Consider the following 26,244-nt stretch of genomic DNA (forward strand, 5'->3'; position numbering starts at 1 on the left):
TCTGCCCAACCCATTGACAAGCCCTCCCCGGGGGCTGAAGATCGCGCCTGCAAGACCATGACTGAATCGATTCAACGCGCAGTTCCCAGTTGGTCGCCTCCCTTACCCCCCTCGACAGCACTCCCGGGAAGGTCCCCCTCGATGTATAACGTTTCCCGTCGGGCTGCCCTGCGCTCGGCCATTGCCGTGGCCCTCGCACCCACGCTCGGCTCCCTGGTCCTTCCCGGCCTCGCACCGGCGGCGGCCGCCGCTGAGTCGTGGACCGCGAAGTGGATCTGGGCCCCGTCCAGTTCGACGAACCAGTGGGTCGCCTTCCGCAGGTCGTTCCGGCTGGCTTCCGCGCCGTCCGAGGCCGTGACGCGGATCGCGGCGGACTCCAAGTACTGGCTGTGGGTGAACGGCGCCCTGGTCGTCTTCGAGGGCGGCCTCAAACGCGGCCCCGACCGCACCGGCACCTACTACGACGAGATCGACCTCGCCCCGTACCTCGACGGCGGCGACAACACGATCGCACTGCTCGTCCGGCACTTCGGCAAGCAGGGCTTCTCACACCACAGCAGCGGCAAGGGCGGCCTGCTGTTCCAGTCGGACCTGCGGACCGGCACGACGACCACCCGTCTGGTCAGTGACACCGCCTGGAAGCACACCGTCCACCCCGGCTACTCCCACGACACCAGCGGTCCGCAGGCGAACTTCCGGCTGCCCGAGTCGAACATCCACTACGACGCCCGCGACGCCACCGCCATGACGGGCTGGCGGTCCCCGGGCTTCGACGACAGCGGCTGGACGGCGCCCACCGACTCCGGAGCCGCCGGCTCCGCGCCCTGGAACGACCTCGTCCGGCGGCCCATCCCGCTGTTCCGCCACTCCGGCCTGAAGCCCTACACCAACGCCTCCGCCCTCCCGGGCACCGGCCAGGGCTCCACCGCGATCTCGGCCGCCCTCCCGTCCAACATCCAGGTCACCCCGTACCTCAAGGTGGACGCCCCGGCCGGCGCGGTCATCGACATCCGGACCGACCACTACGACGACGGCGCCGGCCTGACCGGGATCGAGCCCGGGACCGCCTACAACGTCCGCTCCACCTACGTCTGCACCGGCGGAGTCCAGGAGTTCGAGTCGCTGGGATGGATGAGCGGCACCGCGGTCCGGTACACCGTTCCGGCCGGTGTGACCATCCTGGAGCTGAAGTACCGGGAGAGCGGCTACGACACCGACTTCGCGGGCTCCTTCAGCAGCGACGACGCCTTCTTCGACACCCTGTGGTCCAAGGCCGCACGCACGATGTACGTCAACATGCGGGACAACTACATGGACTGCCCGACCCGCGAGCGCGCCCAGTGGTGGGGCGACGTCGTCAACCAGCTGAAGGAGGGCTTCTACACCTTCGACACCAGATCCCACGCGCTCGGCGCGAAGGCCATCTCCCAGCTGGTCTCCTGGCAGGAGTCCGGCGGGGTGCTCTACTCCCCGATGCCGTCGGTGATCTGGACCGCCGAACTGCCCGTCCAGATGCTCGCCTCGGTCTGGTCCTTCTGGACCTACTACCTCCACACCGGCAACGCCGACGCCGTCACCGGCGCCTACCCGGCGGTGAGGAAGTACCTGAACCTGTGGAGCCTGGACGGCGACGGCCTGGTCGCCCACCGCGCGGGGGACTGGGACTGGGAGGACTGGGGCAGCGACATCGACGCCCGTGTCCTCGACAACTGCTGGTACTACCTGGCCCTGGACACGGCCGCCAAGCTGGCCGACCTCAGTGGCAACAGCGGCGATGCGGCCGGCTGGAAGGCCCAACGGGACAGCATCAAGGCCAACTTCGACCGCGTGCTGTGGAACGCGTCCGGCAGCGAATACCGCTCACCCGGCTACACCCGCGACACCGACGACCGGGCCAACGCCCTGGCCGTCGTCGCGGGTCTGGCCCCCGCCTCCCGCCACCGTGCCGTCACCGAGGTCCTGCGCACCCACCTCAACGCCAGCCCGTACATGGAGTTCTACGTCCTGGAGGCGCTGTATCTGATGGGCGCGGCCACCGTCGCCGAGGAGCGGATGCGCAACCGTTTCGCCGCCCAGGTCGCCGACCCCGCCTGCCACACCCTGTGGGAGCTGTGGGACAAGGCGGCGGGCACCGACAACCACGCCTGGAACGGGGGCCCGCTGTACGCGCTGTCCGCATACGCCGCCGGGGTGCGCCCCACCCGGCCCGGCTGGACGACGTACGAGGTGATCCCGCAGACCGGCACGCTCACGAAGATCGACACGGTCACGCCCACCGTCCGGGGCGACATCCGCTTCGGCATCCGGCGCGACGGCACCCGGGTCACCCTGACGCTCACCTCGCCGAACGGAACGACCGCTCGCGTGGGCGTCCCCACCTACGGCGGCTCACAGCCCCTCATCAAGGCGAACGGCACCACCGTCTTCAGCGGCGGCTCCTTCACGGGCGGCGTCAGCGGTCTCGGCCGGGACGGCAAGGACTCCTCGTACGTGTACTTCACCGTCCGGCCCGGCACGTGGACCTTCACGGCGACGGGCACCGGCCGACTCGACAACCTCGCTCTGGGCAGGCCCGTCACCAGCAACAGCAGCCTGGAGAACAGGGACTGGGGCAGGAACCGCCTCACCGACGGCAAGCTCACGAGCGTGAACGGGGCGAAGGGCTTCACCAGCGACGAGTTCGCCTCCGCCGACGTCGGCGCGAACCCCGTGTGGGTGGAGATCGACCTCGGTTCGGACACCGACCTCGACGCCGTACGGCTCTTCCCCCGCACCGACACGTCCGCGACGGGCGGTGGCACGGCGGGCTTCCCCGTCGACTTCACCCTGCAGACCCGGGGCGACGGCTCCAGCACGTACACCACCGTCCGCACGGTCACCGGCCGGCCGAACCCCCGCGGGCTCGTCCAGACGTACGGCTTCAAGACGACCACTGCCCGCTACATCCGTCTGCGGGCCACCAGGCTCGGCGCGCCCGCCGCCGACGAGACGACCAAGTACCGTCTCCAACTCGCCGAACTCACGGTCCCCACCGCCGCGACCACGGTCACCGCCAACTACACCCTGGAGAACGGCGACTGGGGCAAGACCCGGGTCCTGGACGGCGCCACCACCAGCGTGACCGGCGCCAAGGGCTTCACCAGCATCGACTTCGCCTCCGCCGACATCGCTGACACCCCCGTGTGGATCGAGGTCGACCTGGGCGCCGACCGGGCGATCGGCACCGTCACCCTGCACCCGCGCACCGACACGTCCGCGACGGGCGGTGGCACAGCCGGCTTCCCCGTCGACTTCACGCTCCAGACCCGGGGCGACGGCTCCAGCACGTACACCACCGTCCGCACCGTCACCGGCCAGAGCAACCCCCAGGGAGCCGCCCAGACCTACACCCTCACCTCCGCGACCGGCCGCTACCTGCGCCTGCGCGCCACCAGGCTGGGTGCGCCCGCCGCCGACGAGGCGGCCAAGTACCGCTTGCAGCTCGCCGAGATGCGCGTCGGGTAGCGGACGGCGCGGGCCGACCCCGGCTCGGCCGGGTCGGCCTACGACGACGGCGGTGCCGTGGTCCGGCGCGGCACGAGCGTGGGGGAGAGCATGACCCGGCTCGACGGTCGGTGACGGTCGGCGATCCGGTCCAGCAGGAGGCGTACGGCGTTCCTGCCCATCTCGTGCCCCGCCTGGTCGACGCTGGTCAGTGAGATCGGCCCGAGTGCGGCGAAGGTGGTGTTGTCGTAGCCGGCCACCGAGAGGTCGCCGGGGACGGTCAACCCGGCCTCGCCGACCGCTTCCAGGACACCCATCGCGACGACGTCGGCCCCGGCGAAGACGGCCGTGGGCCGGTGCGGGCGGGCCAGCAGCCGCTTCGCGCCCTCGTAGCCGCCTTCCTGGGTGTAGCTGGTGGAGACGACGTCGATCGACTCCTCCAGACCGTGCGCCCGCATGGCCTGCCGGTATCCGTCGGCACGCCGGGCGTTGGGCATCTCCGCGAGGCGTGCGGGATCGGTTTCGTGGTGGTCGATGTGGGCGATCCGGCGATGCCCGAGACCGGCGAGGTGGCCGACGACCAGGGACGCGCCCTCGATGTCGTCGTCGGCCACCGTGTCGTATCGCGAAGACGACCCGTGCCGGCCGATGACGACGGTCGGCACGGCGGAGGCCACCTGCTCCAGGCGGGCTCGCGACGACACGGGGGCGACCAGGGCGATGCCGTCCATGCCGCGGTCGATCATCGCCTCGGTGACGCGGGCCTCGGCCTTCTCGCCGTTGCAGCCCGGTCCGAGGAGCACCTGGTACTCGGTGTCCTCCAGCGAACCCGTGATGCCGTCGAGGATCTCGGGGAAGAAGGGGTTGCGGATGTCGGGCAGCATCACGCCGATGGTGTACGTCTGACCGCGCAGGGCCCTGGCGCCCGCGTGCGGACGGTAGCCCAGTTCGTCGATCGCGCTCCGCACCTTGGCCCGCATCTCGGGGCTGGCGCCGTAGGCGCCCCGCAGCACTTTGGAGACGGCGGTCGTGGAGACCTGGGCGTGACGCGCGACGTCGACGATGGTGACTCTGCGACGTGCTGCTGGCGGCTCCATCCGGTCCCTTGCCTCTCTGGGAAACGCTGCCGCCGAGTGTATGCCCGGCATCTTGACGTCCCGCAGGGTGCTCTCTAGGGTCGGGCCCACTCTTCTTTGGAAAACGTTACCCACGATCGACCGGAGGGCGACACCCTCCTTGCGTGTCAGGTCGGACAGGGGGGTCGACGGCGCAATTTTGAATCGATTCAACACTGGAGGAGGCAGACGTGAGTCATGATGCAGTGCGTCGCCGGACCGTGCTCGCCGCGACGGCCGGTGTCGTCTCGGTAGGGGCCGGTGCCACGGGAGGCGGCACGAGTGCCGCCGCGGAAGCGTCCCGGCTTCCGGAGGGCCACGCGGTGGGGGCGCTGACCGTCGAACACCGCACCGATCCCCTGGGCATGGACGCGAGCAGGCCGCGCTTCGGATGGTGCATCCGGTCGGCAACGCGCGGCCGGAGCCAAGGGTCGTACCGGATCCTCGTGGCGAGCTCGCCCGACAAGCTCTCCGCCACCCGCGCGGACATCTGGAACAGCGGGCGGGTCCGCTCCTCCGATTCGGTGGCCGTCCGCTACGGGGGCAAGCCGCTCAGCGCCTCCACCCGCTACCACTGGACCGTCACCGTCTGGGACACGGAAGGCCGTCCGGTCGGTGCCGCGTTCCCGTCCGCGTTCGAGACCGGCCTGCTGAGCACCGACGGCGTGGCCGGATGGGACGGCGCGCTGTGGATCGGGATGAAGGGGAAGGCGCCCCACTCGGCCGGTGCCCCCATGCTGCGGAGGGAGACACCCCTCAGGACCGACGGCCGGCGGCGGGTGCGCGAGGCGCGGCTGTACGTCTCGGCCCTCGGGGTCTACGACGCCTACGTCAACGGACGGCACGTGACCGTCCCGCAGGACGGCGGCACCACGATCGAACTGCTGCCCCCGGGCTGGACCAACTACGACGCGCGCGTCAACTACCTGACGTACGACGTCACGGAACTCCTGACACGGGAGCGCGCGGTCACCCTCGCCTTCGTCCTGGGCAACGGCTGGTACAACGGCCGTGTCTCCGAGGGAAGCACGTACTACTCCAAGGACGGCAACGCCCTCGCGGTCAAGGCCAAGCTGCTGCTCCGGTACACCGACGGCACCTTGCAGACGGTCGTCACCGGGCCGGACGGCACCTGGAAGGCCACCGACACCGGCCCCTACCGGGCTGACGACATCTACGACGGCCAGACCTATGACGCCCGTAGGGAACTGCCGGGCTGGACGGCGCCCGGATTCGACGACAGCGCGTGGGCGGACGTGGAACGCGTCGCCTTCGAGGACAAGTACCCGGACGCGCGACTCCTCGCCTACCCGGCCGAGACGGCACGCCTGATGCCGAAGTGGGACCGCCGGCCGCATTCGATCACGGTCGCCACCGGAGTGACCGGCCAGGACGGCAGCCCCAACGGCAAGGGGCGCATCATCGTGGACCCCGACCGGACGGTGACCGACCCGGAGCAGGCGGCCTCCGCCGCCGTCACCATCGGCGGCGGCGAGACCGCCGTCTTCGACCTCGGACAGAACATGGTCGGCGTCGCCCGCTACCGCCTGCGCGGCCCCGCCGGCGCCCGGGTCGAGTTCAGGTTCGGCGAGATGCTCAACGACGACAGCGCCGGCGCGGACGGCCCCGAGGGCTCCGTCTACCGGGCCAACCTCCGCAGCGCCAAGGCCACCAGCACGTACATCCTCAAAGGCGACCGGCACGGCGAGACCCATCAGGACACCCTGACCTTCTACGGCTTCCGCTACGTGTCGGTCACCGCGACGGACACCGTCACGATCACCGGGCTGACCGGCAGGACCGCCACGTCCGCGATCCGCGAGACCGGCAGCCTCACCACGAACGATCCCGACATCAACCGGCTGATGAGCAACATCCGTTGGGGTCAGCGCGGCAACTACCTCTGGGTGCCCACCGACTGCCCCCAGCGCGACGAACGCCTCGGCTGGACCGGCGACACCCAGGTCTTCGCCACGACCGGCCTGTACAACGCCGACGCCGGTGTCTTCCTCGGCCAGTTCCAGGACACGATCGTCGACTCCCAGACCATCTACGGCACGGACCGGGCACAGTTCACCGGAGTCGCTCCCGGCGGACGGTACAACTTCCCCGACGGCGGGAGCGGTTGGGCGGACTGCGGTGTCGTCCTCCCGTGGACCGTGTGGCAGATGACGGGGGACGCGAGCATCGTCGAGAGCAGCTGGCCGGCGATGACCCGCTATCTGGACTGGATCCGTGAGCAGACCGGTGACACCCACACCGGCCAGGGGTCCCTCACCGGCGACTGGCTGGCACCGCAGAAGACCAGCGCCCAGCTCATGAGCGACGTCTACTACGGCTACTCCGCGCGGTTGATGGAGCAGATGGCCCGGGCGATCGGCCGGACGGCGGAAGCGGAGACGTACCAGCGCCTCTTCGGGCGCATCCGGCAGGCGTTCATCGCCAAGTACCTGAGCACCGAGGGCGGCCAGGTCACGGTGCGGTCCAGCCTGGGTGAGGCCTCCCCGATCGAACCGGGCGCCGACCCCAACCAGAAGACGGAGGACAACAGCCAGACCGCGCTGCTGTGGGTCCTCAAGCTCGGTTTCTACGAGACTCAGGCGCAACGCCGCGCGCTCGTCGGGCACCTGGCCGACAACATCGGCAACGACGCGGCCTACAAGGCGGCGCACCCGGACAGCAGCCGGGTCAAGTACGCCGAGAACACGCTGTCCGTCGGCTTCCTGGGCGTCAACGTCCTGGCCCCCGTCCTGTCCGACGAGGGCCGAGCCGACCTGGCGTACGAGCTGCTGCACCAGGACGCACTGCCGTCCTGGCTGTACTCGGTGAAGAACGGCGCCACCACCGTCTGGGAGCGCTGGAACTCCTACTCCGAGGACGCCGGCTTCGGCCCGGTCAGCATGAACTCCTTCAACCACTACGCCTATGGCGCGATCATGGAGTGGATGTACACGCACATGGCCGGCATCGCCCGCGACCCGGACAGCCCCGGCTTCAAGCACTTCCTGCTCCGGCCCCACCTCGATCCCACGGGGAGGATCACGCGGGTGGCGGGCTCGTACGAGTCGCCCTACGGCGAGATCAGGAGTGCGTGGGAGGTCGTCGAGGCGGGGCGGGCCCTGGCGTACGAGGCCGTCGTGCCCGCCAACAGCGAGGCGACCCTGCGCCTTCCGGCGACATCCGCCGATGCCGTCCGCGAGGGACGCACCCCACTGGCACGGGTGCCCGGAGTGCGTTTCCTCGGATCCGAGGGCGGGGTCTGCGGGTACCGCCTGCCGTCCGGTCGGTACCGGCTGACTGCCGCGTTGCGCTGATGTCCCGACCGGGCCCGACGTAGTTCGCGGCGCCTGGTGTCCGGGGCGGCGTCACCGGCGAAGCCAACGCGTTCAGGTCGAGCCCAGCGATCGGATCGCCCCGTCCAGTTGTGGTCGACCTCGTCGGCAAGCTCGAAGCCGCGGACATCAACGTCCTGGAGTACTCCCCGGTGGGGACCGAACCGTCCCATGCGCACGCCGGCAGCACGGCCTGGTCGCGCTGTCTGGTGCGACCCGCGGCTCGCCGACGTCAACGCCGCCGCGGCGCTGCGCAACCGGCGGCCGGCCATCGGACACGTAAGCCGGGCAGCGGACGAGCCCGCTGAGCCGGCACCGGACCGGCCTGTTCCGATGCCGCGAACGGCATGTGTTCATCTCTGGACGGTACCGGGACCGACCGGGGAGTCAGGCTGAGCGATTCGGCACGAGAACCACACACACCTACCCGAAACGTGTGTCTCCGCCTCTGGACCGTCCCTCCCCCACCCCCGGTCGGAGAGCGAACTCATCGAAGCCGGGGTCAGCCCCATCAACGACCAGAACCGCGCCCTGCTGGACGCCCTGCACTGACGGCGTGAAGGCGTCGGAGCTCTGTCTGCCGAGGTGGCGAAGGGTTTGTGGGCGGAACTCATCGCCCGTGGTCGGGGGCGCTGCCGGCCGGGAGGGCCTTCGTGTGTCAGCCGGATGCCTCGGCCCGGGTCCGGCGTGCGTAGGCGCGGGCCGCGCGTGCGCGGTCGCCGCAGCGGGTCGAGCACCAGTGGCGGCGGCCGTGCCGCAGCAGATAGCGGCCGCAGGGCGGGGAGCCGCAAGCGGTGAGCCGCTCGGCGTCGGGCCCGGTGAGCAGGTCGGCGGCGTCGGCGGCGAGGGTCGCGAGGGCGTGGTCGACGATCTCGGTGGTGGGGTGCGGGGGCGTGCGGTAGGGGCCGTTCTTCTCGTCCCACCGGAGCAGTGAGGCGGTGGGCACCTTGGTCATGGCGTCGTTGACGGCGGAGAGCGCGGCGGGCAGGGCCGGCACGGCCTCGACGCGGGAGGCGAGCAGTGACCTGATCTGTTCGCGCAGCGACCGCAGTTGGGCCGTGCACATCTCCCGGAGGCCCGCGTCCACGGGGGCGAGACCGCGGTCCGCCAGCCACTGATTCGCCTGCGCCGGCGTACCGAGGAAGTCGGTGAACTTCCCGCCGGGCGACGCGATGGCGCTGTTGGCGAAGGCGAGGGCCGGGTACTGCTCCTCGCCGGGCGCGGGGGGCACGGCGGGCTCGACGGATCCGGCGGGCTCGGCGGCGGCGTTCACATCCATGGCTCTCATGGTACGGCTCGCCCGTATCCGTGAGAAGCGTGCTACGGTCTCTCACGGATAAGCCGATTCCATCCGTGAGGTGATTCTCTGTGGCTCCTTCAGTGACGCCCCGTGAGCAGTTCCCCGTCCGCGTCTTCGGCGGCCCGACCGCTCTCTTCGAGTACGGCGGCCTGCGGTTCCTGACCGACCCCACCTTCGACGCCCCCGGCGACTACCCGGAGTCGACCGGCCCCGTCCTGACCAAGACCGCCCCCGCCTCCGGCAGCCCCGCCGAACTCGGCCCCGTCGACGTGGTCCTGCTGTCCCACGACGAGCATGCCGACAACCTCGACCGCGCCGGCCGGGCCCTGCTCGCCGACATACCGCTGACCCTCACCACCCCCGGTGGCGGCAAGCGGCTCGGCGGCAAGGCCAGGGGGCTGGCCGACTGGGAGTCGGTCGAGCTGGACCGCCCCGGCGGCGGCACGGTCACCGTGACCGGCGTCCCCGCCATCCACGGCCCCGGCACGCGCGAGGAGACCGAGGCGATCACCGGACAGGTCGTCGGATTCGTCCTGTCCGGAGACGGACTGCCCACCGTGTACGTCAGCGGTGACAACGCCTCCCTCGACGCGGTCAGGGAGACCGCCGGGCGCCTCGGGCCGGTGGACACCGCCGTCCTCTTCGCGGGCGCACCCCGCTTCGCCGCCCTCTTCGACGGAGGCGCCCTCGTGCTGGACAGCGCCCGGGCCGCCGAAGCCACCCGGATCCTCGGCGCCCGCCGGGTCGTCCCCGTCCACTACGACAGCTGGACCCACTTCACCGAGGGCCGCGACGAACTCCAGGCCGCCTTCGCCGCGGCGGGGCTGGCCGACCGCCTGGACTGGGGGCACCCGGGCTGATCACGGCGGACGCCCTTCGGGGACCCGGCCGACGACGCGGGACGGTCGGGAGCCGGGTTCCGTCGTAGGGTGAGTGCCGCTCGTGAGGGACAGGGAGGCCGAGGTGGCCGAGACGACGCCGGCACGGACGACGGTCGCCGAGGTGATGGCCGAGCTGGCCGCGCTCGAGGACCCGAAGGCGCGCGAGGTGAACGAGAGGCACGGCGACGATCACGGTGTGAACCTCGGCAAGCTGCGCGCGCTCGCGAAACGGTTGAAGACCCAGCAGGAACTCGCGCTCCGGCTCTGGGAGACGGATGACACCGCGGCGAGACTGCTGGCGCTCCTGATCTGCCGCCCGAAGGCATTCGAGCGTGATCAATTGGACGTCATGCTGCGCGAGGCGCGCACCCCCGAGGTGCACGACTGGCTCGTGAACTACGTGGTGAAGAAGAGCCCGCACTCCGAAGAGCTGCGCTCGGCCTGGTTCGCCGATCCGGATCCCGTGGTCGCGAGCGCCGGCTGGGCGCTGACCACCGAACGCGTGGCGAAGAAGCCCGAGAGCCTCGACCTCACAGGACTGCTCGACGTCATCGAGGCGCAGATGAAGGACGCCCCGGACCGCTTGCAGTGGGCGATGAACCACTGCCTGGCCCGGATCGGGATCGAACACCCCGAGCACCGCGCCCGTGCCATCGGCATCGGCGAGCGCCTGGAGGTGCTCAAGGACTATCCGACGTCCCCCGGCTGTACATCCCCGTTCGCGCCCGTCTGGATCGCCGAGATGGTGCGCCGGCGGAACGGTTGGCCGGGCGTCGGCGCGACAGGCTCTCGCTACAGCTCTGCCTCTCGCCAGTGGAGGCAGCGGCTGTAGTCGAAGTTCCACTTCAGGCAGAGCTGGGCCTTGACGCTCGTGCCTCGGTCCCGGAACTCGGTGATGATCTTGTTGCCGTCGATCCGGGAGAACCCGACCTGGGTCTCGAAGTCGATGCCCATCTCGTTCTCGAGTTGCAGGCTCGCAAGGGCATATCTGCTCTGCGCCTCGGGGTACTTGAGGAAAACGTCCATGATGGCGCTGCGGAACTCGACATCCCCGTTCGGTGCCTCTGCCACGACTGTCTCCTGACCTGCCGGTGTGGTGAGTCGTCTACCTACGCGCATTCTGTCCGTATATCCATGGAAGTGCGCGTCCGGAGTCACCCGAACAGGCCTGTACGACAGTGCTCCCGCCCAGCACGGGGTCTGGGCGGGAGCGGTGCGGTCCCTTCCGGTCGTTCTTCAGCACGAAGGGACTGCTCGTCCTTCCAGACTGGAAGGTCCGACGCCCGGGGAGGCGTCCGCGCTCCATGGTGCGCCTTGCCCCCGGTGTCGCGAGGAGAAGTACGTTTCCGCCTTCAAAAGCGTTCAATCCGCCATGTTTTGCGCGTGCGGGTGACCGACCTGGCCCAGTGCGGCGCGCTGTGGGCGCCGGGGCGCCCGGCGGCATTGTTCCGTAACTTCATGATCACGTTGAGTGTCCGGCGGTCGACGCACCATGCTGACGTCCAACTCTTCCGCAGCGCCTCAGCACCGCCGGGGAAGAGCCTTCCAGACGCCTCGAGTTGAGAGACAAGGTGCGATGTCCAGTAAGCAGGTGTTGACCGTCGTCGTGATGGTGGCGGTCTTCGCGTGGAGCACGGTGATGACCGTGCTGGGGCACCTCGCGGCCGTGGCCGCGCTGCTGCCGTCGCTCGGACTGCTCGTACAGCAGATCGTCGCCGCCCTCCACGCCACGCAGTCCCCGCGCCACACCACGGTGGACGCCGCCCCGACGGCCATAGCGGCCGGACCCGAGGAGTCGGTGCGATGACCCCGTTCTCCGCGTACGAGCAGCCCGACGGCGAGCCGCCGAGCAGGCGCGGCCGCAAACCGGAGTCGATCGGCGAGCAGGTGGGCCCCTCCCACCGGGCCTGGCTGGAGCCGGTGCGCAACAGGCTCTTCGCCACGGGGCTCACCCTCGACGACCTCGTCGGCCGCTCCGGCTACTCCAAGGCCCGCATCAGCGAACTGCTGCGCGGCAAGGGCTACTACCCCGGCTGGGAGATCACCTACAGCGTGGTCCGGGCCCTGGACATCCCCGTCTGGCCGCTGCGCCGGCTGTGGACGGCGGCGGCACGCGAGGCGGCCAAGGACCCCGCGTGGATCGAGAGCCGCATACACGCCGTCCAGCCGCTGCCGCCGGAACGGCCCCCGCTCGCGCACCAGGGCTTCACCGAGGCCATGCGCCGCCCCTACACCGCCTACGCCCGCGCCTTCCTGCAGAGCGACCGGCGCGCCCATTGGGTCGTCTCGGAGGCCAGCGACATCCTCTGGCTGGGCTGGGACGACGCCGTCGCCGGCCCCAACGTCCCCCGCCACGCCTGGCGGCTGCTGCGCTCCCGCGTCCTCTTACGCGCGCACCTTCACCCGGCCGGACATCCCGACCTGCGCCCGGCGGCGTTCCAGACCGTCGACCAGAGCCGGATCGACGACCTCACCGCCCGGTTCGCCCGCATCGGCCGGCTCGCCGACTTCTTCGACGCCGTCGCCCGGCTGCCCCAGAACCAGCTCGACATCACCGTCCTGCGCTATCTGTGCGGCATCCACCCCGACGCCATCCCCGACGTCGTCGGCCTGTCCACGGCCATCACCCAGTCCATCGACCACCACGCCCGAGGCGCCCTGGAAGGCACCTACCACCGCCATGACAACCGGGAGTGAGCACCCCGCCATGACCGCCATCGACGATCTCCTCTCCCGCTCGCTTCTGCTGCACGATCCCCAGGTGCCGTCGGACACCGTCCCGTACGAGGACACCGCCTACCCGGCCTTCGCCCCGGACGGCACCCCGCTGTGGGACGTCGGCGGCGGTGACCTGGCCGACGACAACGCCGCCCGGAGTCTGCGGGCCCTGTGCGAGGCGGTCGTCGTCCACTCCACGCCCCGCCAGCTCGCCGACTTCGTCACCGAACAGCTGCCCTCCCCGCGCGGCGCCTGGATCCTGGGCTGCGTCCTGCAACTCGCCGACGCGCGGGACGGCGCGCGCTTCTGGTGGCAGTACGCCGCCGGGGCCGGCGAACCCGCCGCCTCCTACTGCCTCCACCTGCATCACCTCGCGCTCGGCGACCGGCAGGCGGCCGCCCTGTGGCACCAGCAGGCCGGCGACGACGCACCGGCCGACAGCGGCCTCGGCGTCGACACGAGCATCCCCACGGTCCTGCGCATCCTCAGCCGCCTGGCGCCGACCGCCCCCCGCGACCACACCGAGACCTTCACCGCGGTGAAGTCCTACGTCACCAACGCCGTCGCCGCCGGATACGCCCGCAACCCCGGCTACGAAATCCCGCTCCCCGGCCCTCACTTCGCGGAACAGCTCGAGATCATCCTGGCCGCCACGACAGCGGTCTCCCGGTCCGTACGACAGGCCGAGCCGCCGGCCACCGACCTGCCCAACCGCACCAGGCCGCGAGCCGACGCCGCGGATCGCTCCGACGAGTCCGCGCACGAGCCGGAACGGGTCCTGGTGGAGACCGCCGCACGCGACGAGTCCGCCTCCAGCTTCTTCCGGGAAGCCATCGCGGCCTGCTGGGAAACGGCCGTCGCGGACCGCACGGCCAGGGGAGCGGACCGTCGCGATGTGCGGCTGCGTTACCTCCTGGACCGCCGGCCCACCGCACCTACTTCGTGGCGTTGAGCGGCTGCGTCGCCAGGGCCAGGTTCTTGTCGTCGGCGCTGCCCCAGGCGTAGACGACATTGGCCGTCCCGTCCTTGAGGGGCAGGTCGGCCGGGCCGATGGCCACGGTGTCCGTGCCGGCGAGCACGACATCGGCCTTCACGGTCCCTGCCTCGACCTCGGTGGTGTCCTCCTTGGGGTTCTCCAGGCCGGTGAAGAGCGGCTGCCCGTTCGCGCGGACGTCGACGGCCGGTGCGGCGGCGACGTGACGCACCGTGAGGCGTGCCTTGCCGTCGTCGACCTGCGAGACATCGTTGGTGTAGGCCGTCAGCTGGGGCTTGCCGTCGGCGGTGAGGTGGGCGGCGATCGTGGCGTTACCGCCCTCGGCCACGTTGACCTCCTTCTGGAGGGCGGGTGTGCCGTCCGGGTTCTGGCCCGCCTCGAAGATCTCTATGTCGTAGGTCCCGGCTTTGAGGGCCTGCGGGTCGGTCACCGTGCCGGGCTTGAAGTCGCCGATCAGCTCGTCACCGTTGGCGTACACATCGACGGTCATCCCGGGGATGCCGTGGAACACGGACACCATGGCCTCGTTCTGTGAGGCGGGAGCGGCCATGGCGGACGCGGTGGCGCCCAGGGCCAGCGCACAGGCGGCGGCCGAAGCGGCGACAGCGAGAGAGGTCCGGGAAGTCATGGGGGTCATCCCTTCGAAAGCGCCTCCGCACGTTGCGGGGTCTCGATGTCGTTTCGCGCACGGCGACCGCCGCGGATGCGCGGGCGGCACCTTTCGTCGGCCGGTTCGGCGGCGCGCCTAGACGCTCGTCCAGCGCACCTGGCCCGGTTCGATCGCCCTGCGCAGCCGCTGCAGGCCACGGCGGGCGTGACTCTTCACCGTGCCCAGGGGCATCCCGGTCCGTTCCGCGATCTGCGCCTGGGTCAGGTCCTCGTAGAAGGCCAGGCACAGCACGTGCCGCTGGTGCCGGGGCAGACAGGACAACTCGTTCACCAGCAGGACCCGGTCCAGGACGTCCTCCGCCGCCGACTCGTCCCGGCCGAGCGTGTCGTTCGTGTGGGCGAGCGAGTCGGCGAGAGCCAGCCGTCTGGTCCGGGCGGCCAGCGCATCGACGATCTTGCGTCGGGTGATGCCCACGAGCCAGGCGCCCAGCGGGCCCCGCTCCGGGCGGAAGCCGGCCTGACCGCGCCAGGCGCCGAGGAACACCTGCTGGGTGACGTCGTCGGCCTCGTACGTGTCGCCGAGCGACCGGGTGGCCATGGTGTGGACCAAGGGCGCCCAGCGCCTGTAGACCGCGGCGAAGGCGTCCTCGTCGGCGGCACGGAATCCAAGGGCCAGCTCGTCCTCGTACCTGGTTTCTTCTCGGGTGTCGGTGATCATGGCCTGGTTCCTCCTGCCATGCGCGAGGTGCGGCAGTCCGCACGCGTCCCAGTGTTGTGACGCACAAACGACGCAGGCAACATGCGTCGTTTGTGCGTCGTACAGTGGGGCCCGTGAGCAGAGGTGACGGCGATGGCCGGCACGACGAGGACCCAGGGCACGGCGGGCTCACCACCGGAGAAGTGGCGAGGCGCCTCGGGGTGGCGCCCACCACGGTCCGTTCCTGGGACCGCCGCTACGGCATCGGTCCCGACGCGCACACCGGCGGCAGGCACCGGCGCTGGACCGCCGCGGACGTGGCCCGTCTGGAGCGGATGTGCGCCCTGACGGCGACCGGTCTGCCCCCTGCCGAGGCCGCGCGTATGGCGCTCGGCGATGCGCCGCCGGACGCGGTCCCGCGCACCTGGGCCCCCCTCCCGCAGCCGCGACCCCTGACCCGCGGCCGCAGCCGGGCCGGGAGCGGCATGCGGCTCGGCGGCGTACGCCAGGAGTCCCGGGGGATAGCCCGTGCCGCCCTGCGTCTCGACGCCGCGGCCCTGGACGAACTGCTGCTGTCGGCGATCGCCGACCACGGTCTGGTCACCGCCTGGACCGAGGTGATCATGCCGACCCTGCAGGCGACCGGCCGCAAGTGGGAGAGCTCGGGCGAGAAGTACGTCGAGGTGGAGCACTTCCTGTCCTGGCACATCTCCGGGGCGCTGCGGCGCAGCGCGCCGCCCGTGGTCGCCGACGGCCCCGGCATCACCACGGTGCTCGCCTGCGTACCGGGGGAGAACCACACCCTGCCGCTGGAGGTGCTGGCCGCCGCACTGGCCGAACGCGGTCTGCCGGTGCGCATGTTCGGTGCCGCGCTGCCCGTCGAATCGGTCGTCGCGGCGGTGCGCCGTACCGGACCGGCCGCGGTGGGCCTGTGGGCGCAGTCCCGCACCACGGCCAGCCGGCCGCTGGCCCAGCACGTGGCGGCGATGGAATGGGGGGTGCGCGGTGCCCGCAGGAAGCCGGTCGTCCTGACCCTGGGGCCGGGCTGGGCCGGTCAGACCCTTGCCGGGCTGCCCCATCCCCCCGGCCTGGCCGAGGCCCTGGCGGTGGTGGAGTCGGTCGTGTCAGGGCGGTGAGTCCCCGCGTGCCCGCTCCTGGCGCCGTACGTCGGCGAGGTCGGCGAGCCGGTCCAGGCCGCGCACCGCCTGTGCCATGCGGTGGTTGCGCTCCAGCCCGGAGCGGTGCCGGTCGAGGAAGGCCCAGTAGCCCGCGGTGTAGGGGCACGCGTGCGCGCCGGTCCGCTCCGTGGGCCGGTAGACGCACGAGCCGCACAGGTCGCTCATCCGGTTCACATAGGCACCGCCGGACGTGTACGGCTTGGTGGTCATACGGCCGCCGTCGGCGTACTGGGACATGCCGACGACATTGGGCACCATCACCCAGTCGTAGCCGTCGACGAAGCAGCGGTGGAACCAGTCCGTGACCGCGGCCGGATCCCAGCCCCGCTGAAGTGCGTAGCTGCCGAGGATCATCAGCCGGGGGATGTGGTGGGTCCAGCCCGTGTCGCGTACCTGGGACAGCACCGTGCGCAGACAGCGCGCCTCCACGTCGTCGGCGTCCAGGTCGTTCCACCAGTCCGGCAACGGGGCGGTGTGGCGCAGCACGTTGGAGTTCCGGTAGTCCTCGCCGAAGTGCCAGTACAGCTGCCACACGTACTCGCGCCAGCCGGCGATCTGCCGGACGAAGCCCTCCACGCTGTTCAACGGTGCTTGTCCCTCGTGCCACGCCGCTTCGGCCCGCTCGACGCACTCTGCGGGATCGAGCAGCCCCAGGTTGAGCGAGGACGACAGCAGGCTGTGGCTCATGACGGGGTCGGCGGCGAGCATGGCGTCCTCGTACGGCCCGAAGGCGGTGAGCCGGCGTTCGACGAAGCGACGCAGCGCCGCCCGGGCCTCGGTGCGGGTCGCGGGGAACAGGCGTGGCCCGTCGCGCCCGACGAAGCGCACGTCGCCGTCCTTCTCCCAGCGGTCGAGGTCGTGGCGGACCTCCTCGTCGATGTCGTCCTCGCGCGGCCGGTAGGGACGGTCGACCGGCAGGGTGGCCGCGTCACGGGGCGGCGGCTCCCGGTTGTCGTGATCGAGGTTCCAGCGGCCGCCCGCGGGCCGGTCGCCGTCCATCAGCAGGTCGTGTCCGCGCCGGACCCAGCGGTAGAAGTCCTCCTGACGCAGGCTCCTGCCGCCCTGGCCGTCGGCCCAGGCGGCGAAGGCGTCCATGGGCACCAGGAATCCGCGCGCCGGGCCCGTCGTGACCTGCGGCAGCGAGCGCACCAGCCGCAGCGCGGCGTTCGAGGTCGGGTGGTGAACGGTCAGGGCCCGGCCGCGCGCCGCCCGGTCGAGCCCTTCCCGGTAGGTGTCACTGCGCACATAGGTGACGCGGTCGCCGAGTTCGGCCGCCCGGTGACGCATGGCGGACAGGACCAGGTGTGCCTTGGCACGGTGGAAGCGGCGGCGCCGGAACACCGACCGGGCCTCGATCATCAGCAGCGGTGTGTCACGGGCGAGGCCGCTGTCGTCGGACGGCCGCAGGAAGTGCGGACCGAGCTGATCACCGAAGAGCCAGTGCATGAGGCGCTCCCGCCGTCAGTCCCGGCCGCGCGCGTGCTTGAACCGTGCCAGGCCCTCACCGAGGTCGATCAGCGGCTGCGGGTAGTCCACCCGCGCCCGTTCCTCTTCGGGCAGCCGCCAGGGCTCATGGATGCGGGCATCGGGCACGTCCGTCAGTTCCGGCACCCACCGCCGTACGTATCCGCCCGCCGGGTCGAAGCGCTTGCCCTGGACGACCGGGTTGAGGACACGGTGAGGGCGGGTGTCGGTGCCGGTCCCGGCGACCCACTGCCAGTTGAGCTGGTTGTTGACGATGTCGCCGTCCACCAGCAGGTCCAGGAAGTGCCGGGCGCCGATCCGCCAGTCCACGTACAGGGTCTTGGCCAGGAAGCTCGCCACCAGCAGCCGCGCCCGGTTGTGCATCCAGCCCTCGTGGCGCAGCTGGCGCATGGCCGCGTCGACGACCGGGTAGCCGGTGCGGCCGTCCCGCCACGCGGCGATGTCCTCGGCGGCCTCGTCCTCGGTCCGCCACCGGTCGTGCCGGGTCCGGTAGTCCTCATGCGAGGCCTCCGGGCGCGCCGCCAGCACCTGGTGGTGGAAGTCGCGCCAGCACAGCTGCCGTACGAACGCCTCCGCCCCCGGCCCGCCGCGCTCGCGGGCCCGCTGGATCAGCTCCACCGGCGACAGGGCACCGAAGTGCAGATACGGCGAGAGCCTGGAGGTCGCGTCGCCCGCCAGATCGTCGTGCCGGTCCTCGTACGCGGACAGGCCGCTCCGCACCCAGCGGGTGAACCGGTCGCGCCCAGGAGCCTCGCCCCCGGTGGGCAGGCCCGGCGAGATGCCGGACAGCTCGTCCCGGGAGGGCAGCGGCTCGCCCTGTACGGCGTCAGGGACGCGCACGACGCGCGGCGCCGGGGAGATGTCCCTCAGCCGCTCCTGCGACCAGCGGCGGAAGTAGGGGGTGAACACGGCGAAGTGGTCGTTGCCGGCGGGCGTCACGGCGCCGGGCGCCACGGCCGTGATCACACTGTCGTGCACGTGCAGCGCCACGCCCTGTCCCCGCAGCGCGTCCCGCAACTGCTCCTCCCGCCGGTGGGCGTAGCCGGTGACGCCCGCCGCGATGTGCACCTCCGTCGCCTCGCACTCCGCGGCCACCGCGCAGACCTCCTGGGCGACCGGGCCCTTGCGTACGACGAGCCGGCCGCCGCGCCGGCGCAGCGAGGCGTCGAGGTCGGCCAGGCAGTCGGCGAGGAAGGCGCTGCGGTTGGGCACGTCGAAGCCCGCCGCGTGGACACCGGGGTCGCGGACGAAGAGCGGCACCACCTCGTCCGCCCACGCCAGCGCGGCGCGCAGCGGCGGATGGTCGTGCACCCGCAGATCCGAGGTGAACAAGACGACCGCGACGGTCATGGCGACTCTCCTGAGGGTGCCGTGCGATGTGGATCGCGATGTGGATCTCTACTGCCTGACTCTTCGTGCGCGGCGCGTGATCCGGATGCGGCCGGGACGCGGACCGGCCCGGCGCGCGCTCATGCCCTTGGCGGCGGCCTGTGTGATGTTGCGGGCCATGCCGCCGAAGACGACGGCGTGAAACGGGGAGAGGGACCACCAGTAGGCGTGCCCCAGCAGACCCCGGGGGTGGAAGAGGGCGCGCTGCCGGTAGCGGGTGCGGCCCGTGTCGTCCGTCTCCGCGTACATCTCCAGCCACGCCAGGCCGGGCAGGCGCATCTCCGCCCGCAGTCGCAGCAGCCGGCCCGGCTCGATCTCCTCGACCCGCCAGAAGTCCAGGGAGTCGCCGGCCCGCAGGCGCTCGGCGTCACGTCGTCCGCGGCGCAGGCCGACACCGCCGACGAAACGGTCCAGCCAGCCCCGGACCGTCCAGGCGAGCGGGAAGGAGTACCAGCCGTTGTCGCCGCCGATGCCCTCGATCACCTTCCACAGCGACTCCCGGGACGCGTCCACCGAGAGGTGCCGCTCGTCGTCGTAGAGGCTGCCGCCCGCCCAGTCCGGGTCGGTGGGCAGGGGATCGCTGGGCGCCCCGGGCACGGCGGCGGACGACCAGCGGGTGACGACCTGCGCCTCCCGCACCTTGCGCAACGCCAGTGCCAGCGCGGCGTCGAACGGCAGGGGCCGGCCCGGAAGGTCGGGCACGTACCGGGCGATGTCGTGCTCGCGGCACACGACCTCGTGGCGCAGCGACTCCGTCAGCGGCCGGGCCAGCGCGGCGGGCACCGGGGTGACCAGGCCGACCCAGTGGCTGGACAGCCTCGGGGTGAGCACCGGCACCGGAACGATGAGCCTGCGCCGCAGCCCGGCCACCTTGGCGTACTGGTCCATCATCTCCCGGTACGTGAGGACGTCCGGCCCCCCGATGTCGAACGCGCGGTCGACGTCATCCGGCATCGTGGCCGAACCGACGAGGTACCGCAGCACGTCCCCTACGCCGATCGGCTGAGTCCGGGTGTGCACCCAACTGGGCGTCACCATGACCGGCAGCCGCTCGGTCAGATAGCGCAGCATCTCGAAGGACGCCGATCCCGAGCCGATGACGACCGCCGCCCGCAGCACGGTGGCCGGGACCGGCGTGTCGAGGAAGACGCGTCCCACCTCGGCCCTGGACCGCAGATGCGGGGAGAGGGACTCCTCGGGAACGTCCTGGGGCGTGAGCCCGCCCAGGTAGACGATCCGCCGCACACCGGCGGCGCGCGCCTGCTCGGCGAAGACCCGGGCCGCCCTCCGGTCGGTGTCCTCGAAGCCCGGACCGGTCCCCAGGGCGTGCACCAGGTAGTACGCGACATCGATACCTCGCATCGCGGCGGCGACCGAATCGGCGTCCGTGACATCGCCCCGGACCGTCTCGGCGTGCCCCGCCCAGGGGTGATCGCGAAGCTTGCCCGGGGAGCGGGCCAGACACCGGACCCGGTGGCCGGCCTGGAGCAGTTCCGGCACCAGACGCCCGCCGACGTAACCGGACGCTCCGGTCACCAGACAGTGCAGCTGTGCGTCCCGTTGTCCGCCTGTCTCCACGATCGGCTCCTCCACGTGTGCGCTCCGGCGTAGTGGCCCGGCTCCCTCGATCATGGCCGCGCCAGCGGGACCGCGCCTGTCGCGGCGGGGCGAGGGGCCGCGTTCGCTCTCACACGACCACTTCGGACGCGTCGCGGCCGACGGATGCACGACATCGCCGGGCGGGCGTTCAACCGGGTGGAGCGTCGACGCCGGCCGCCTGGTCGGCACGGCCTCCGGCACCGAGCAGCCCCGTGGCCGTGAAGGGTTCACGGGCGGCGAGACGCGGCAGTTCACGGCGCGACAGCCGCGTGACGACCGGCGGCATCGCCGCGCGCACCAGCTGGGTGTACCGCAGCCAACGGGGCATGTAGACCGAGGGCCGACGCCGTTCGGCCGCCGTGACCAGCCGGCCGGCGACATACGAGACGGGATACACCTTGCGCGCCGGCCGCGGCATGTGGCCGCGCAACTCCCGCAGCACCGCGTGCGCGTCGGCGTCGCGGACCATGTCCGTGTCCGTCCAGTTGATGTACGCGATTCCCACGCCCACACCCTGATGGGCGACCTCCGCCTGCAGCGCGTGAGCGAACGACTCGACCCCGGCCTTCGACGCGCAGTAGGCGCTCATCATCGGCGCGGCCCCGATGGAGGCGAGCGACGCGACCTGGAGGAAGTAGCCCCGCGTGTCCAGGAGATCCGCCAGGAACGTCCGCGCGGTGACGGCACTGCCGACGAGGTTCACCTCGACGACCCGGCGCCAGACGTCGAGATCGGCCTCGGCGAACGGTCCGCCCTCGGCGACTCCCGCGTTGGCGATCACCACCGAGGGCGGCCCGAACCGGGCGCGGATCTCGTCGGCGACGCGAGCCATCCGGCGCTCGTCCGTGACATCGGCCTCCCAGCACTCGGACACGCCCTGAAGGCTGTCCCGCACCAGGGCCAGCGTCCGCTCCTCACGGCCGAGCAGCGCCACCCGCGCGCCCCGGCGGCACAGCTCCCGGGCCATCGCCTCCCCGAGGCCGCGCGCCGCACCGGTCACGACGGCGGTCCGACCGTGCAGGGGGCTCTGAGCGACCGGCATGGCGCGTTCCTCTCCGCGGCGGCGCTGGCCCGGTCCACGTTAGGCGCGGACCGGGCCGTCGGCACGCCGGGCATCCCGGCCCCGTCGCCGTTCCGGTCAGGAATCGAGAAGCGCGGACTCCGGAGCCGACCTAGCGTCGACTCATGACTTCCATCGCATCCGTCACCCTCGAGGTGGCCGACCCCACCGCCGCCGAGCGCTTCCTCACCACCGCCTTCGGCCTGGGCGGTCAGGTACGCCTGCGGGCCTCGGAGACACCGAGCACCGGCTTCCGCGGGTTCACCCTGTCGCTCGTGGTGTCCCAGCCGGCCAATGTGGACGCCCTCGTCGACGCCGCCGTGGACGCCGGTGCCGCGACCCTGAAGCCCGCCGCCAAGTCGCTCTGGGGCTATGGGGGCGTCGTGCAGGCCCCGGACGGGACGATCTGGCAGGTGGCCTCGTCGTCCAAGAAGAACACCGGCCCGGCCACCCGGCAGATCGACGAGATCGTGCTCCTGCTCGGCGTCGAGGACGTGAAGGCCAGCAAGCAGTTCTACGCCGATCACGGCCTCGCCGTGGCGAAGAGCTTCGGCGGCAAGTACGTCGAGTTCGCCACCGGTCCGGGTCCGGTCAAGCTGGCCCTGTACAAGCGCCGCGGCCTCGCCAAGCTCGTCGGCATCTCACCCGACGGCACCGGATCGCACCGGCTCACGGTCGACAGCGACGCCGGGACCTTCACCGACCCGGACGGCTTCGCCTGGGCGACGGCGCCGGAGAACGCGTCGCTGTGAACCGCACGAAGCCGTATCCCCAGATGCGGTGCCGGCTTCACCGGGCGGGCGTGCGCGGTGTGCGGGACGCCAGTTCCAGCAGTTCGTCGACCGGCCACTGGTCGTAGACGTGCTCGCCGTACTTGGCGGCGAGGACACGGCCGCCGGGCGCGATGAGGAAGTCGGCGGGCAGGCCGAGCCGACCGCCGTGCGGGCTGGTCGAGGGCAGGCGCTCCCGCCCGCGGGCGACCTCCCGTGCGCCGCTGAGGACCGCCCGGACGATCGGCCCCCAGGCCCGCGGGCTGAGCAGGGCGCGGGGCGACCGCTCCACACCGAACTCCGTGTACAGCCTCCTGGTGGGGTCGGCGACGACGGCGAACGGGAGATCGGCCGTATGGGGCGACAGTTCCTCGGCGGGCGAGTGGAAGACCACGACCTCGCGTACACCGGCGGCCTCGATCTCCCCGTGGCGCCTGACGACCGACCGCAGGTGCAGATTGCAGACCGGGCAGCCGGCGAACCGCCGGAACTGGAGGTGGATCAGCCGGTCCGGATCGGGAACGGCGACCCGGTCGCCGGAGACGGCGGTGAGAGTGCGTGCGTTCACGGTGGAACCGGGCTCCACCGGACTGCGGGACAGGCGCATGGACGTTCCCCTCCGTTGGCGTACGGTGTACGCCTACCAGCGTAAGCGTATGCCGTACGCTGTCAACCGTCATGCCACGCCCGCGTTCCCTCACCCCCGATCAGCTCGCCTCGGCCGCTCTCGCCGTCATCGACCGCGAAGGGCTCGCCGGGCTGTCGATGCGCGCCGTCGCCCAGGAGCTCGGCATGAGCACCATGGGGCTCTACCGGTACGTGCACGACCGCGAGGAACTCGAACGGCTCGTCGTCGAGCTCGTGCTGAACGCCGTGGACGCCGAGCCCCCGGATCCCGCCGCGTCACGGCGCGAGCGGATCGAGGTCATGGCGCGGCGTCTGCGCGACACCGTGGGCGCCCATCCGGCGGTCGTCCCCCTGACCATCACCCACCGGCACCACTCCCGCGGAGTACTGCGCTGGTCGGAGACCGTGACCGCGCTCCTCACCGAGGCCGGCGTCGAGGGCGACCGTCGGGTCGTCGCCCTGCGCGGCCTGCTCGCCTACGTCATCGGAGCGATCCAGCTGGAACACCTCGGGCCCCTGTCCGGGCCGGGGACGACAGCCATCACCGAGCTGCCGCCCGCCGAGTTCCCGCACATGATCGAGACCGCCCAACACGCCCGCGACATCGGCGCCGATCAGGAGTTCACGGGAGGGCTCGCCCTGTTCCTCGACGGTCTCGGCGCATGAGGCCGTCGGGCCACCGCGCGCGTCAGGCCGCTGTCCTGAGCGGTGACTCCGTCCCGGCCGGCTGCCGGACGACGTGGCGGCGGCGGGTCGGCAGGCCGAGCATCGGGTTGGCGACACCCCAGGCCGCGCCCTTGCAGATCAGTTCCTTGTAGACGGCGGCGAACCGGCCCGTCAGAGCCGTCCGGACGGCGCGGTCGTCGGCGGTGACGTACTGGATCAGGCCTTCCTTGCGGCCCAGCGAGATGCACTGGTTGAAGTAGCGCAGCGGCACGGTCGGGAGCTTCCCGCCGGTCAGGCGGGCCGCGATGGCGTCGGCGGCCTGCCATGCCATGGGGGTGCCGGAGGCGCACGACATCCGCAGCGGCTTGTCGCCGGGGCCCATGGCCAGGGCCGCGTCGCCGACGGCGTACACGTCCGGGTGCGAGACCGAGCGCATGGTGCCGTCGACCAGGATCTGCCCGGTGTCGTCGACGTCCAGGGTGGTGGCCTGCGCGATCGGGTGGACGGCGAAGCCGGTGGTCCACACAGTGACCGCGGCGGGGATCGGCTCGCCGTCGGCGGTGGTGACGCGGTCGGCCTCGACGCCGGTGACGGAGGAGTTCTCGTGGACGGTGATGCCGAGCTTGCCGCAGACCTTCCTCAGGTGTCGGCGGCCCTTGGGGGAGAGCCAGTCGCCGAGCTCGCCGCGGGCGGCGAGGGCGACGTCGAGGTCCGGGCGGGCCTCGGCGAGCTCGGTCGCGGCCTCCAGGCCGGTGAGCCCGCCGCCGACCACGACCACGGACTCTCCGGCGTCCAGGCGGGACAAGCGCTCGCGCAACCGCAGTGCCCCGGGGCGGCCGGCGATCTGGTGGGCGTGCTCGGCGACGCCGGGGACGCCCTGGTCGTTCCAGTCGCTGCCGAGGGCGTACACGAGGGTGTCGTACGCCAGCTCCTCGGCCTGCGGCTCCCCGGGGCCCTTCGCGTCGACGACGGTGACGGTCCTGCGGTCGACGTCGACGCCGGTGACCTTCGCGAGCTTCAGCGCGACGCCGGTGCCCGCGAACATCTCGCCGAAGGGCCGGGGCCTGAGGTCCTGGCCGGCCGCGAGCTGGTGCATCCGGACCCGCTCGACGAAGTCGGGCTCGGCATTGACGAGGGTGATGGCGACGTCTTCACGGTGCAGCCGCCTGGCGAGGCGGCCGGCGGCGATGGCTCCGGTGTAGCCGGCTCCGAGAACGACGATGCGGTGCTGCATTTCGGGCTCCTGTCTCGAACGGGATTCGCCCCTTGAACCGGACGGCCCGCTGTTTCCTGACAGGAACGCGGTGTGAAGCACGTCACATCATCGTCGGCGGTGTCAGAAGACCGTGAGCAGCGGGTCGCCGTGCTCGGTGGCCGCCCACTGCCTGGTCGCGCGTTCGAGCTTGTCGGGGTTGACCTGGTTGCGGAAGGCGGCGATGCCCTCGGCGGTGATCTCCAGGCACATCACGCCGATGACCCGGCCGCCGAGGACCACCACGAGGGCGGGGCCGCCGTTGGCGGTCGTGGCGTAGACGTCGGGCGAGCCGCCGACCAGGTCGCGCTTGGCCTTGCCGGGCTTGAACAGACCCCGCATGAACTTCGCGACCGCGAGGGCGCCCTCGAAGGCCCTGGCGCGGGCCGGGACCTTCCCGCCGCCGTCGCCGACCGCGATGGCGTCCTGGGTGAGCAGCCGCACGAGCGGCTCGGTCCGGCCACTGGTGGCGGCCGCGAGGAACTCGTCGACGATCCGCCGGGCGGCGGCCTCGTCGACCTCGGTGCGGGCCTTGCCGTCCGCGACGTGCTTCTTGGCGCGGTGGAGGATCTGCTGGCCGGCGGCCTCGGTGATGTCGAGGATCTCGGCGATCTCCCGGTGCGGGTAGCCGAACGCCTCCCGCAGGACGTACACCGCCCGCTCGTTGGGGGAGAGGCGTTCCAGCAGGGCGAGGACCGCGTACGAGACCGATTCGCGCTGTTCGGCGGTGTCGGCCGGGCCGAGCATGGGGTCACCGGCGAGGACCGGCTCGGGGAGCCACTGGCCCACATAGGTCTCACGCCGCGCGCGGGCCGAGGTGAGCTGGTTGAGGCACAGGTTGGTGAGCACCTTCGTCAGCCAGGCCTCGGGGACCTCGATGTGGTCGCTGCCGGCGGCCTGCCAGCGCAGGAAGGTCTCCTGCACGGCGTCCTCGGCCTCGCTCGCGGAACCGAGGAGACGGTAGGCGATGGCCTCCAGGCGGGGCCTGGCAGCTTCGAACCGGTCCACGTCGCTCATGGTCAGGGCCATGACCGGGATCTTAGCCCGCGCGCGGCTGCCGAGGGACGGCGCGGCCGCTGAGGGACAGCG

The 26,244-nt window shown here is 71.7% G+C and carries 22 protein-coding genes; 10 read left to right on the forward strand and 12 right to left on the reverse strand.

Annotated elements, in window-relative coordinates; all coding sequences use genetic code 11:
- Positions 1-141: 141 nt before the first annotated feature.
- A complete protein-coding gene (locus ACFT4A_RS02110) occupies positions 142-3,504 on the forward strand; it encodes a discoidin domain-containing protein (RefSeq protein WP_382825093.1) in 3,363 nt (1,120 codons plus the stop codon).
- 38 nt (positions 3,505-3,542) lie between these two features.
- Here ACFT4A_RS02110 and ACFT4A_RS02115 read toward each other — a convergent pair whose 3' ends face one another.
- Positions 3,543-4,580 (reverse strand): LacI family DNA-binding transcriptional regulator, encoded by a 1,038-nt coding sequence (locus ACFT4A_RS02115; protein WP_382825095.1) that lies wholly within the window; start codon positions 4,578-4,580, stop codon positions 3,543-3,545.
- Between the two features lie 209 nt (positions 4,581-4,789).
- Here ACFT4A_RS02115 and ACFT4A_RS02120 point away from each other — a divergent pair, with 209 nt between their 5' ends.
- A complete protein-coding gene (locus tag ACFT4A_RS02120; protein ID WP_382825097.1) occupies positions 4,790-7,912 on the forward strand; it encodes a family 78 glycoside hydrolase catalytic domain in 3,123 nt (1,040 codons plus the stop codon).
- Between the two features lie 676 nt (positions 7,913-8,588).
- On the opposite strand, the gene ACFT4A_RS02125 is transcribed toward ACFT4A_RS02120, so the two are convergent.
- Positions 8,589-9,218 carry a CGNR zinc finger domain-containing protein gene (locus ACFT4A_RS02125; RefSeq protein WP_382825099.1) on the reverse strand — a complete coding sequence of 210 codons (630 nt, stop codon included), beginning with the start codon at positions 9,216-9,218 and terminating at the stop codon, positions 8,589-8,591.
- A gap of 80 nt (positions 9,219-9,298) precedes the next feature.
- Between ACFT4A_RS02125 and ACFT4A_RS02130 the strand changes: the two genes are divergently transcribed.
- Complete coding sequence (locus ACFT4A_RS02130; RefSeq protein WP_382825101.1) at positions 9,299-10,090, forward strand: MBL fold metallo-hydrolase; 792 nt, start codon at positions 9,299-9,301, stop codon at positions 10,088-10,090.
- A gap of 103 nt (positions 10,091-10,193) precedes the next feature.
- Complete coding sequence (locus ACFT4A_RS02135) at positions 10,194-10,943, forward strand: DNA alkylation repair protein (protein WP_382825103.1); 750 nt, start codon at positions 10,194-10,196, stop codon at positions 10,941-10,943.
- On the opposite strand, the gene ACFT4A_RS02140 is transcribed toward ACFT4A_RS02135, so the two are convergent.
- On the reverse strand, positions 10,904-11,182 hold the full coding sequence (locus ACFT4A_RS02140) for a hypothetical protein (protein ID WP_382825105.1): 279 nt from the start codon (positions 11,180-11,182) through the stop codon (positions 10,904-10,906). The two genes, ACFT4A_RS02135 and ACFT4A_RS02140, sit on opposite strands and share 40 nt — an antisense overlap.
- Positions 11,183-11,687: 505 nt before the next feature.
- On the opposite strand from ACFT4A_RS02140, the gene ACFT4A_RS02145 reads away from it, so the two are divergent.
- From ACFT4A_RS02145 to ACFT4A_RS02155, 3 genes are read left to right on the forward strand one after another with little or no spacing between them, the layout of a single operon-like run.
- Positions 11,688-11,918 carry a hypothetical protein gene (locus ACFT4A_RS02145; protein WP_382825107.1) on the forward strand — a complete coding sequence of 77 codons (231 nt, stop codon included), beginning with the start codon at positions 11,688-11,690 and terminating at the stop codon, positions 11,916-11,918.
- Positions 11,915-12,808, forward strand: a complete 894-nt coding sequence (locus ACFT4A_RS02150; protein ID WP_382825109.1) for an XRE family transcriptional regulator — start codon at positions 11,915-11,917, stop codon at positions 12,806-12,808. Before ACFT4A_RS02145 ends, ACFT4A_RS02150 begins: the two co-directional genes overlap by 4 nt.
- 10 nt (positions 12,809-12,818) lie before the next feature.
- A complete protein-coding gene (locus ACFT4A_RS02155; RefSeq protein WP_382825110.1) occupies positions 12,819-13,781 on the forward strand; it encodes a DUF6207 family protein in 963 nt (320 codons plus the stop codon).
- Here ACFT4A_RS02155 and ACFT4A_RS02160 read toward each other — a convergent pair.
- Positions 13,765-14,451: a DUF4397 domain-containing protein gene (locus ACFT4A_RS02160; RefSeq protein ID WP_382825112.1), complete on the reverse strand. Its 687-nt coding sequence runs from the start codon at positions 14,449-14,451 to the stop codon at positions 13,765-13,767. The genes ACFT4A_RS02155 and ACFT4A_RS02160 overlap by 17 nt on opposite strands.
- A gap of 117 nt (positions 14,452-14,568) precedes the next feature.
- Complete coding sequence (locus tag ACFT4A_RS02165) at positions 14,569-15,150, reverse strand: RNA polymerase sigma factor (RefSeq protein WP_382825114.1); 582 nt, start codon at positions 15,148-15,150, stop codon at positions 14,569-14,571.
- Positions 15,151-15,263: 113 nt separating this feature from the next.
- Between ACFT4A_RS02165 and ACFT4A_RS02170 the strand changes: the two genes are divergently transcribed.
- Positions 15,264-16,265 carry a MerR family transcriptional regulator gene (locus ACFT4A_RS02170; RefSeq protein ID WP_382825116.1) on the forward strand — a complete coding sequence of 334 codons (1,002 nt, stop codon included), beginning with the start codon at positions 15,264-15,266 and terminating at the stop codon, positions 16,263-16,265.
- Here the strand turns inward: ACFT4A_RS02170 and ACFT4A_RS02175 are convergent.
- From ACFT4A_RS02175 to ACFT4A_RS02190, 4 genes are all read right to left on the reverse strand, one after another.
- Positions 16,254-17,753: a cryptochrome/photolyase family protein gene (locus ACFT4A_RS02175; RefSeq protein ID WP_382825118.1), complete on the reverse strand. Its 1,500-nt coding sequence runs from the start codon at positions 17,751-17,753 to the stop codon at positions 16,254-16,256. The genes ACFT4A_RS02170 and ACFT4A_RS02175 overlap by 12 nt on opposite strands.
- Before the next feature lie 15 nt (positions 17,754-17,768).
- Positions 17,769-19,142 (reverse strand): cryptochrome/photolyase family protein, encoded by a 1,374-nt coding sequence (locus ACFT4A_RS02180; protein ID WP_382825120.1) that lies wholly within the window; start codon positions 19,140-19,142, stop codon positions 17,769-17,771.
- Positions 19,143-19,190: 48 nt separating this feature from the next.
- Positions 19,191-20,759 (reverse strand): SDR family oxidoreductase, encoded by a 1,569-nt coding sequence (locus tag ACFT4A_RS02185; RefSeq protein ID WP_382825122.1) that lies wholly within the window; start codon positions 20,757-20,759, stop codon positions 19,191-19,193.
- A gap of 169 nt (positions 20,760-20,928) precedes the next feature.
- Positions 20,929-21,822 carry an SDR family oxidoreductase gene (locus ACFT4A_RS02190; protein ID WP_382825123.1) on the reverse strand — a complete coding sequence of 298 codons (894 nt, stop codon included), beginning with the start codon at positions 21,820-21,822 and terminating at the stop codon, positions 20,929-20,931.
- A gap of 143 nt (positions 21,823-21,965) precedes the next feature.
- On the opposite strand from ACFT4A_RS02190, the gene ACFT4A_RS02195 reads away from it, so the two are divergent.
- Entirely contained in the window at positions 21,966-22,592 is a 627-nt protein-coding gene (locus tag ACFT4A_RS02195) for a glyoxalase (protein WP_382825125.1), read from the forward strand.
- Positions 22,593-22,629: 37 nt separating this feature from the next.
- Here ACFT4A_RS02195 and ACFT4A_RS02200 read toward each other — a convergent pair whose 3' ends face one another.
- Positions 22,630-23,217, reverse strand: coding sequence for a peroxiredoxin-like family protein (locus ACFT4A_RS02200; RefSeq protein ID WP_382825127.1), 588 nt, complete (start codon positions 23,215-23,217; stop codon positions 22,630-22,632).
- A gap of 71 nt (positions 23,218-23,288) precedes the next feature.
- Here ACFT4A_RS02200 and ACFT4A_RS02205 point away from each other — a divergent pair, with 71 nt between their 5' ends.
- Positions 23,289-23,903 carry a TetR/AcrR family transcriptional regulator gene (locus tag ACFT4A_RS02205; RefSeq protein ID WP_382825129.1) on the forward strand — a complete coding sequence of 205 codons (615 nt, stop codon included), beginning with the start codon at positions 23,289-23,291 and terminating at the stop codon, positions 23,901-23,903.
- A 22-nt stretch (positions 23,904-23,925) separates the two neighbouring features.
- Here ACFT4A_RS02205 and ACFT4A_RS02210 read toward each other — a convergent pair whose 3' ends face one another.
- Complete coding sequence (locus tag ACFT4A_RS02210) at positions 23,926-25,137, reverse strand: NAD(P)/FAD-dependent oxidoreductase (RefSeq protein ID WP_382825131.1); 1,212 nt, start codon at positions 25,135-25,137, stop codon at positions 23,926-23,928.
- A gap of 102 nt (positions 25,138-25,239) precedes the next feature.
- Positions 25,240-26,184: an RNA polymerase sigma factor SigJ gene (gene sigJ, locus ACFT4A_RS02215; protein ID WP_382825133.1), complete on the reverse strand. Its 945-nt coding sequence runs from the start codon at positions 26,182-26,184 to the stop codon at positions 25,240-25,242.
- Positions 26,185-26,244 lie beyond the last annotated feature (60 nt).

Source organism: Streptomyces sp. NPDC057099 (assembly GCF_042671245.1).
GTDB classification, from domain to species: Bacteria; Actinomycetota; Actinomycetes; order Streptomycetales; family Streptomycetaceae; genus Streptomyces; species Streptomyces purpurascens.

What these genes read in the sequence shown, in the direction of transcription:
- ACFT4A_RS02110 (WP_382825093.1), top strand. Translation starts at nt 142, where the DNA reads ATGTATAACGTTTCCCGTCGGGCTGCCCTGCGCTCGGCCATTGCCGTG.
- ACFT4A_RS02115 (WP_382825095.1), bottom strand. Translation starts at nt 4,580, where the DNA reads ATGGAGCCGCCAGCAGCACGTCGCAGAGTCACCATCGTCGACGTCGCG.
- ACFT4A_RS02125 (WP_382825099.1), bottom strand. Translation starts at nt 9,218, where the DNA reads ATGAGAGCCATGGATGTGAACGCCGCCGCCGAGCCCGCCGGATCCGTC.
- ACFT4A_RS02145 (WP_382825107.1), top strand. Translation starts at nt 11,688, where the DNA reads ATGTCCAGTAAGCAGGTGTTGACCGTCGTCGTGATGGTGGCGGTCTTC.
- ACFT4A_RS02150 (WP_382825109.1), top strand. Translation starts at nt 11,915, where the DNA reads ATGACCCCGTTCTCCGCGTACGAGCAGCCCGACGGCGAGCCGCCGAGC.
- ACFT4A_RS02155 (WP_382825110.1), top strand. Translation starts at nt 12,819, where the DNA reads ATGACCGCCATCGACGATCTCCTCTCCCGCTCGCTTCTGCTGCACGAT.
- ACFT4A_RS02160 (WP_382825112.1), bottom strand. Translation starts at nt 14,451, where the DNA reads ATGACTTCCCGGACCTCTCTCGCTGTCGCCGCTTCGGCCGCCGCCTGT.
- ACFT4A_RS02165 (WP_382825114.1), bottom strand. Translation starts at nt 15,150, where the DNA reads ATGATCACCGACACCCGAGAAGAAACCAGGTACGAGGACGAGCTGGCC.
- ACFT4A_RS02175 (WP_382825118.1), bottom strand. Translation starts at nt 17,753, where the DNA reads ATGCACTGGCTCTTCGGTGATCAGCTCGGTCCGCACTTCCTGCGGCCG.
- ACFT4A_RS02180 (WP_382825120.1), bottom strand. Translation starts at nt 19,142, where the DNA reads ATGACCGTCGCGGTCGTCTTGTTCACCTCGGATCTGCGGGTGCACGAC.
- ACFT4A_RS02190 (WP_382825123.1), bottom strand. Translation starts at nt 21,822, where the DNA reads ATGCCGGTCGCTCAGAGCCCCCTGCACGGTCGGACCGCCGTCGTGACC.
- ACFT4A_RS02195 (WP_382825125.1), top strand. Translation starts at nt 21,966, where the DNA reads ATGACTTCCATCGCATCCGTCACCCTCGAGGTGGCCGACCCCACCGCC.
- ACFT4A_RS02200 (WP_382825127.1), bottom strand. Translation starts at nt 23,217, where the DNA reads ATGCGCCTGTCCCGCAGTCCGGTGGAGCCCGGTTCCACCGTGAACGCA.
- ACFT4A_RS02205 (WP_382825129.1), top strand. Translation starts at nt 23,289, where the DNA reads ATGCCACGCCCGCGTTCCCTCACCCCCGATCAGCTCGCCTCGGCCGCT.
- ACFT4A_RS02210 (WP_382825131.1), bottom strand. Translation starts at nt 25,137, where the DNA reads ATGCAGCACCGCATCGTCGTTCTCGGAGCCGGCTACACCGGAGCCATC.
- sigJ (WP_382825133.1), bottom strand. Translation starts at nt 26,184, where the DNA reads ATGGCCCTGACCATGAGCGACGTGGACCGGTTCGAAGCTGCCAGGCCC.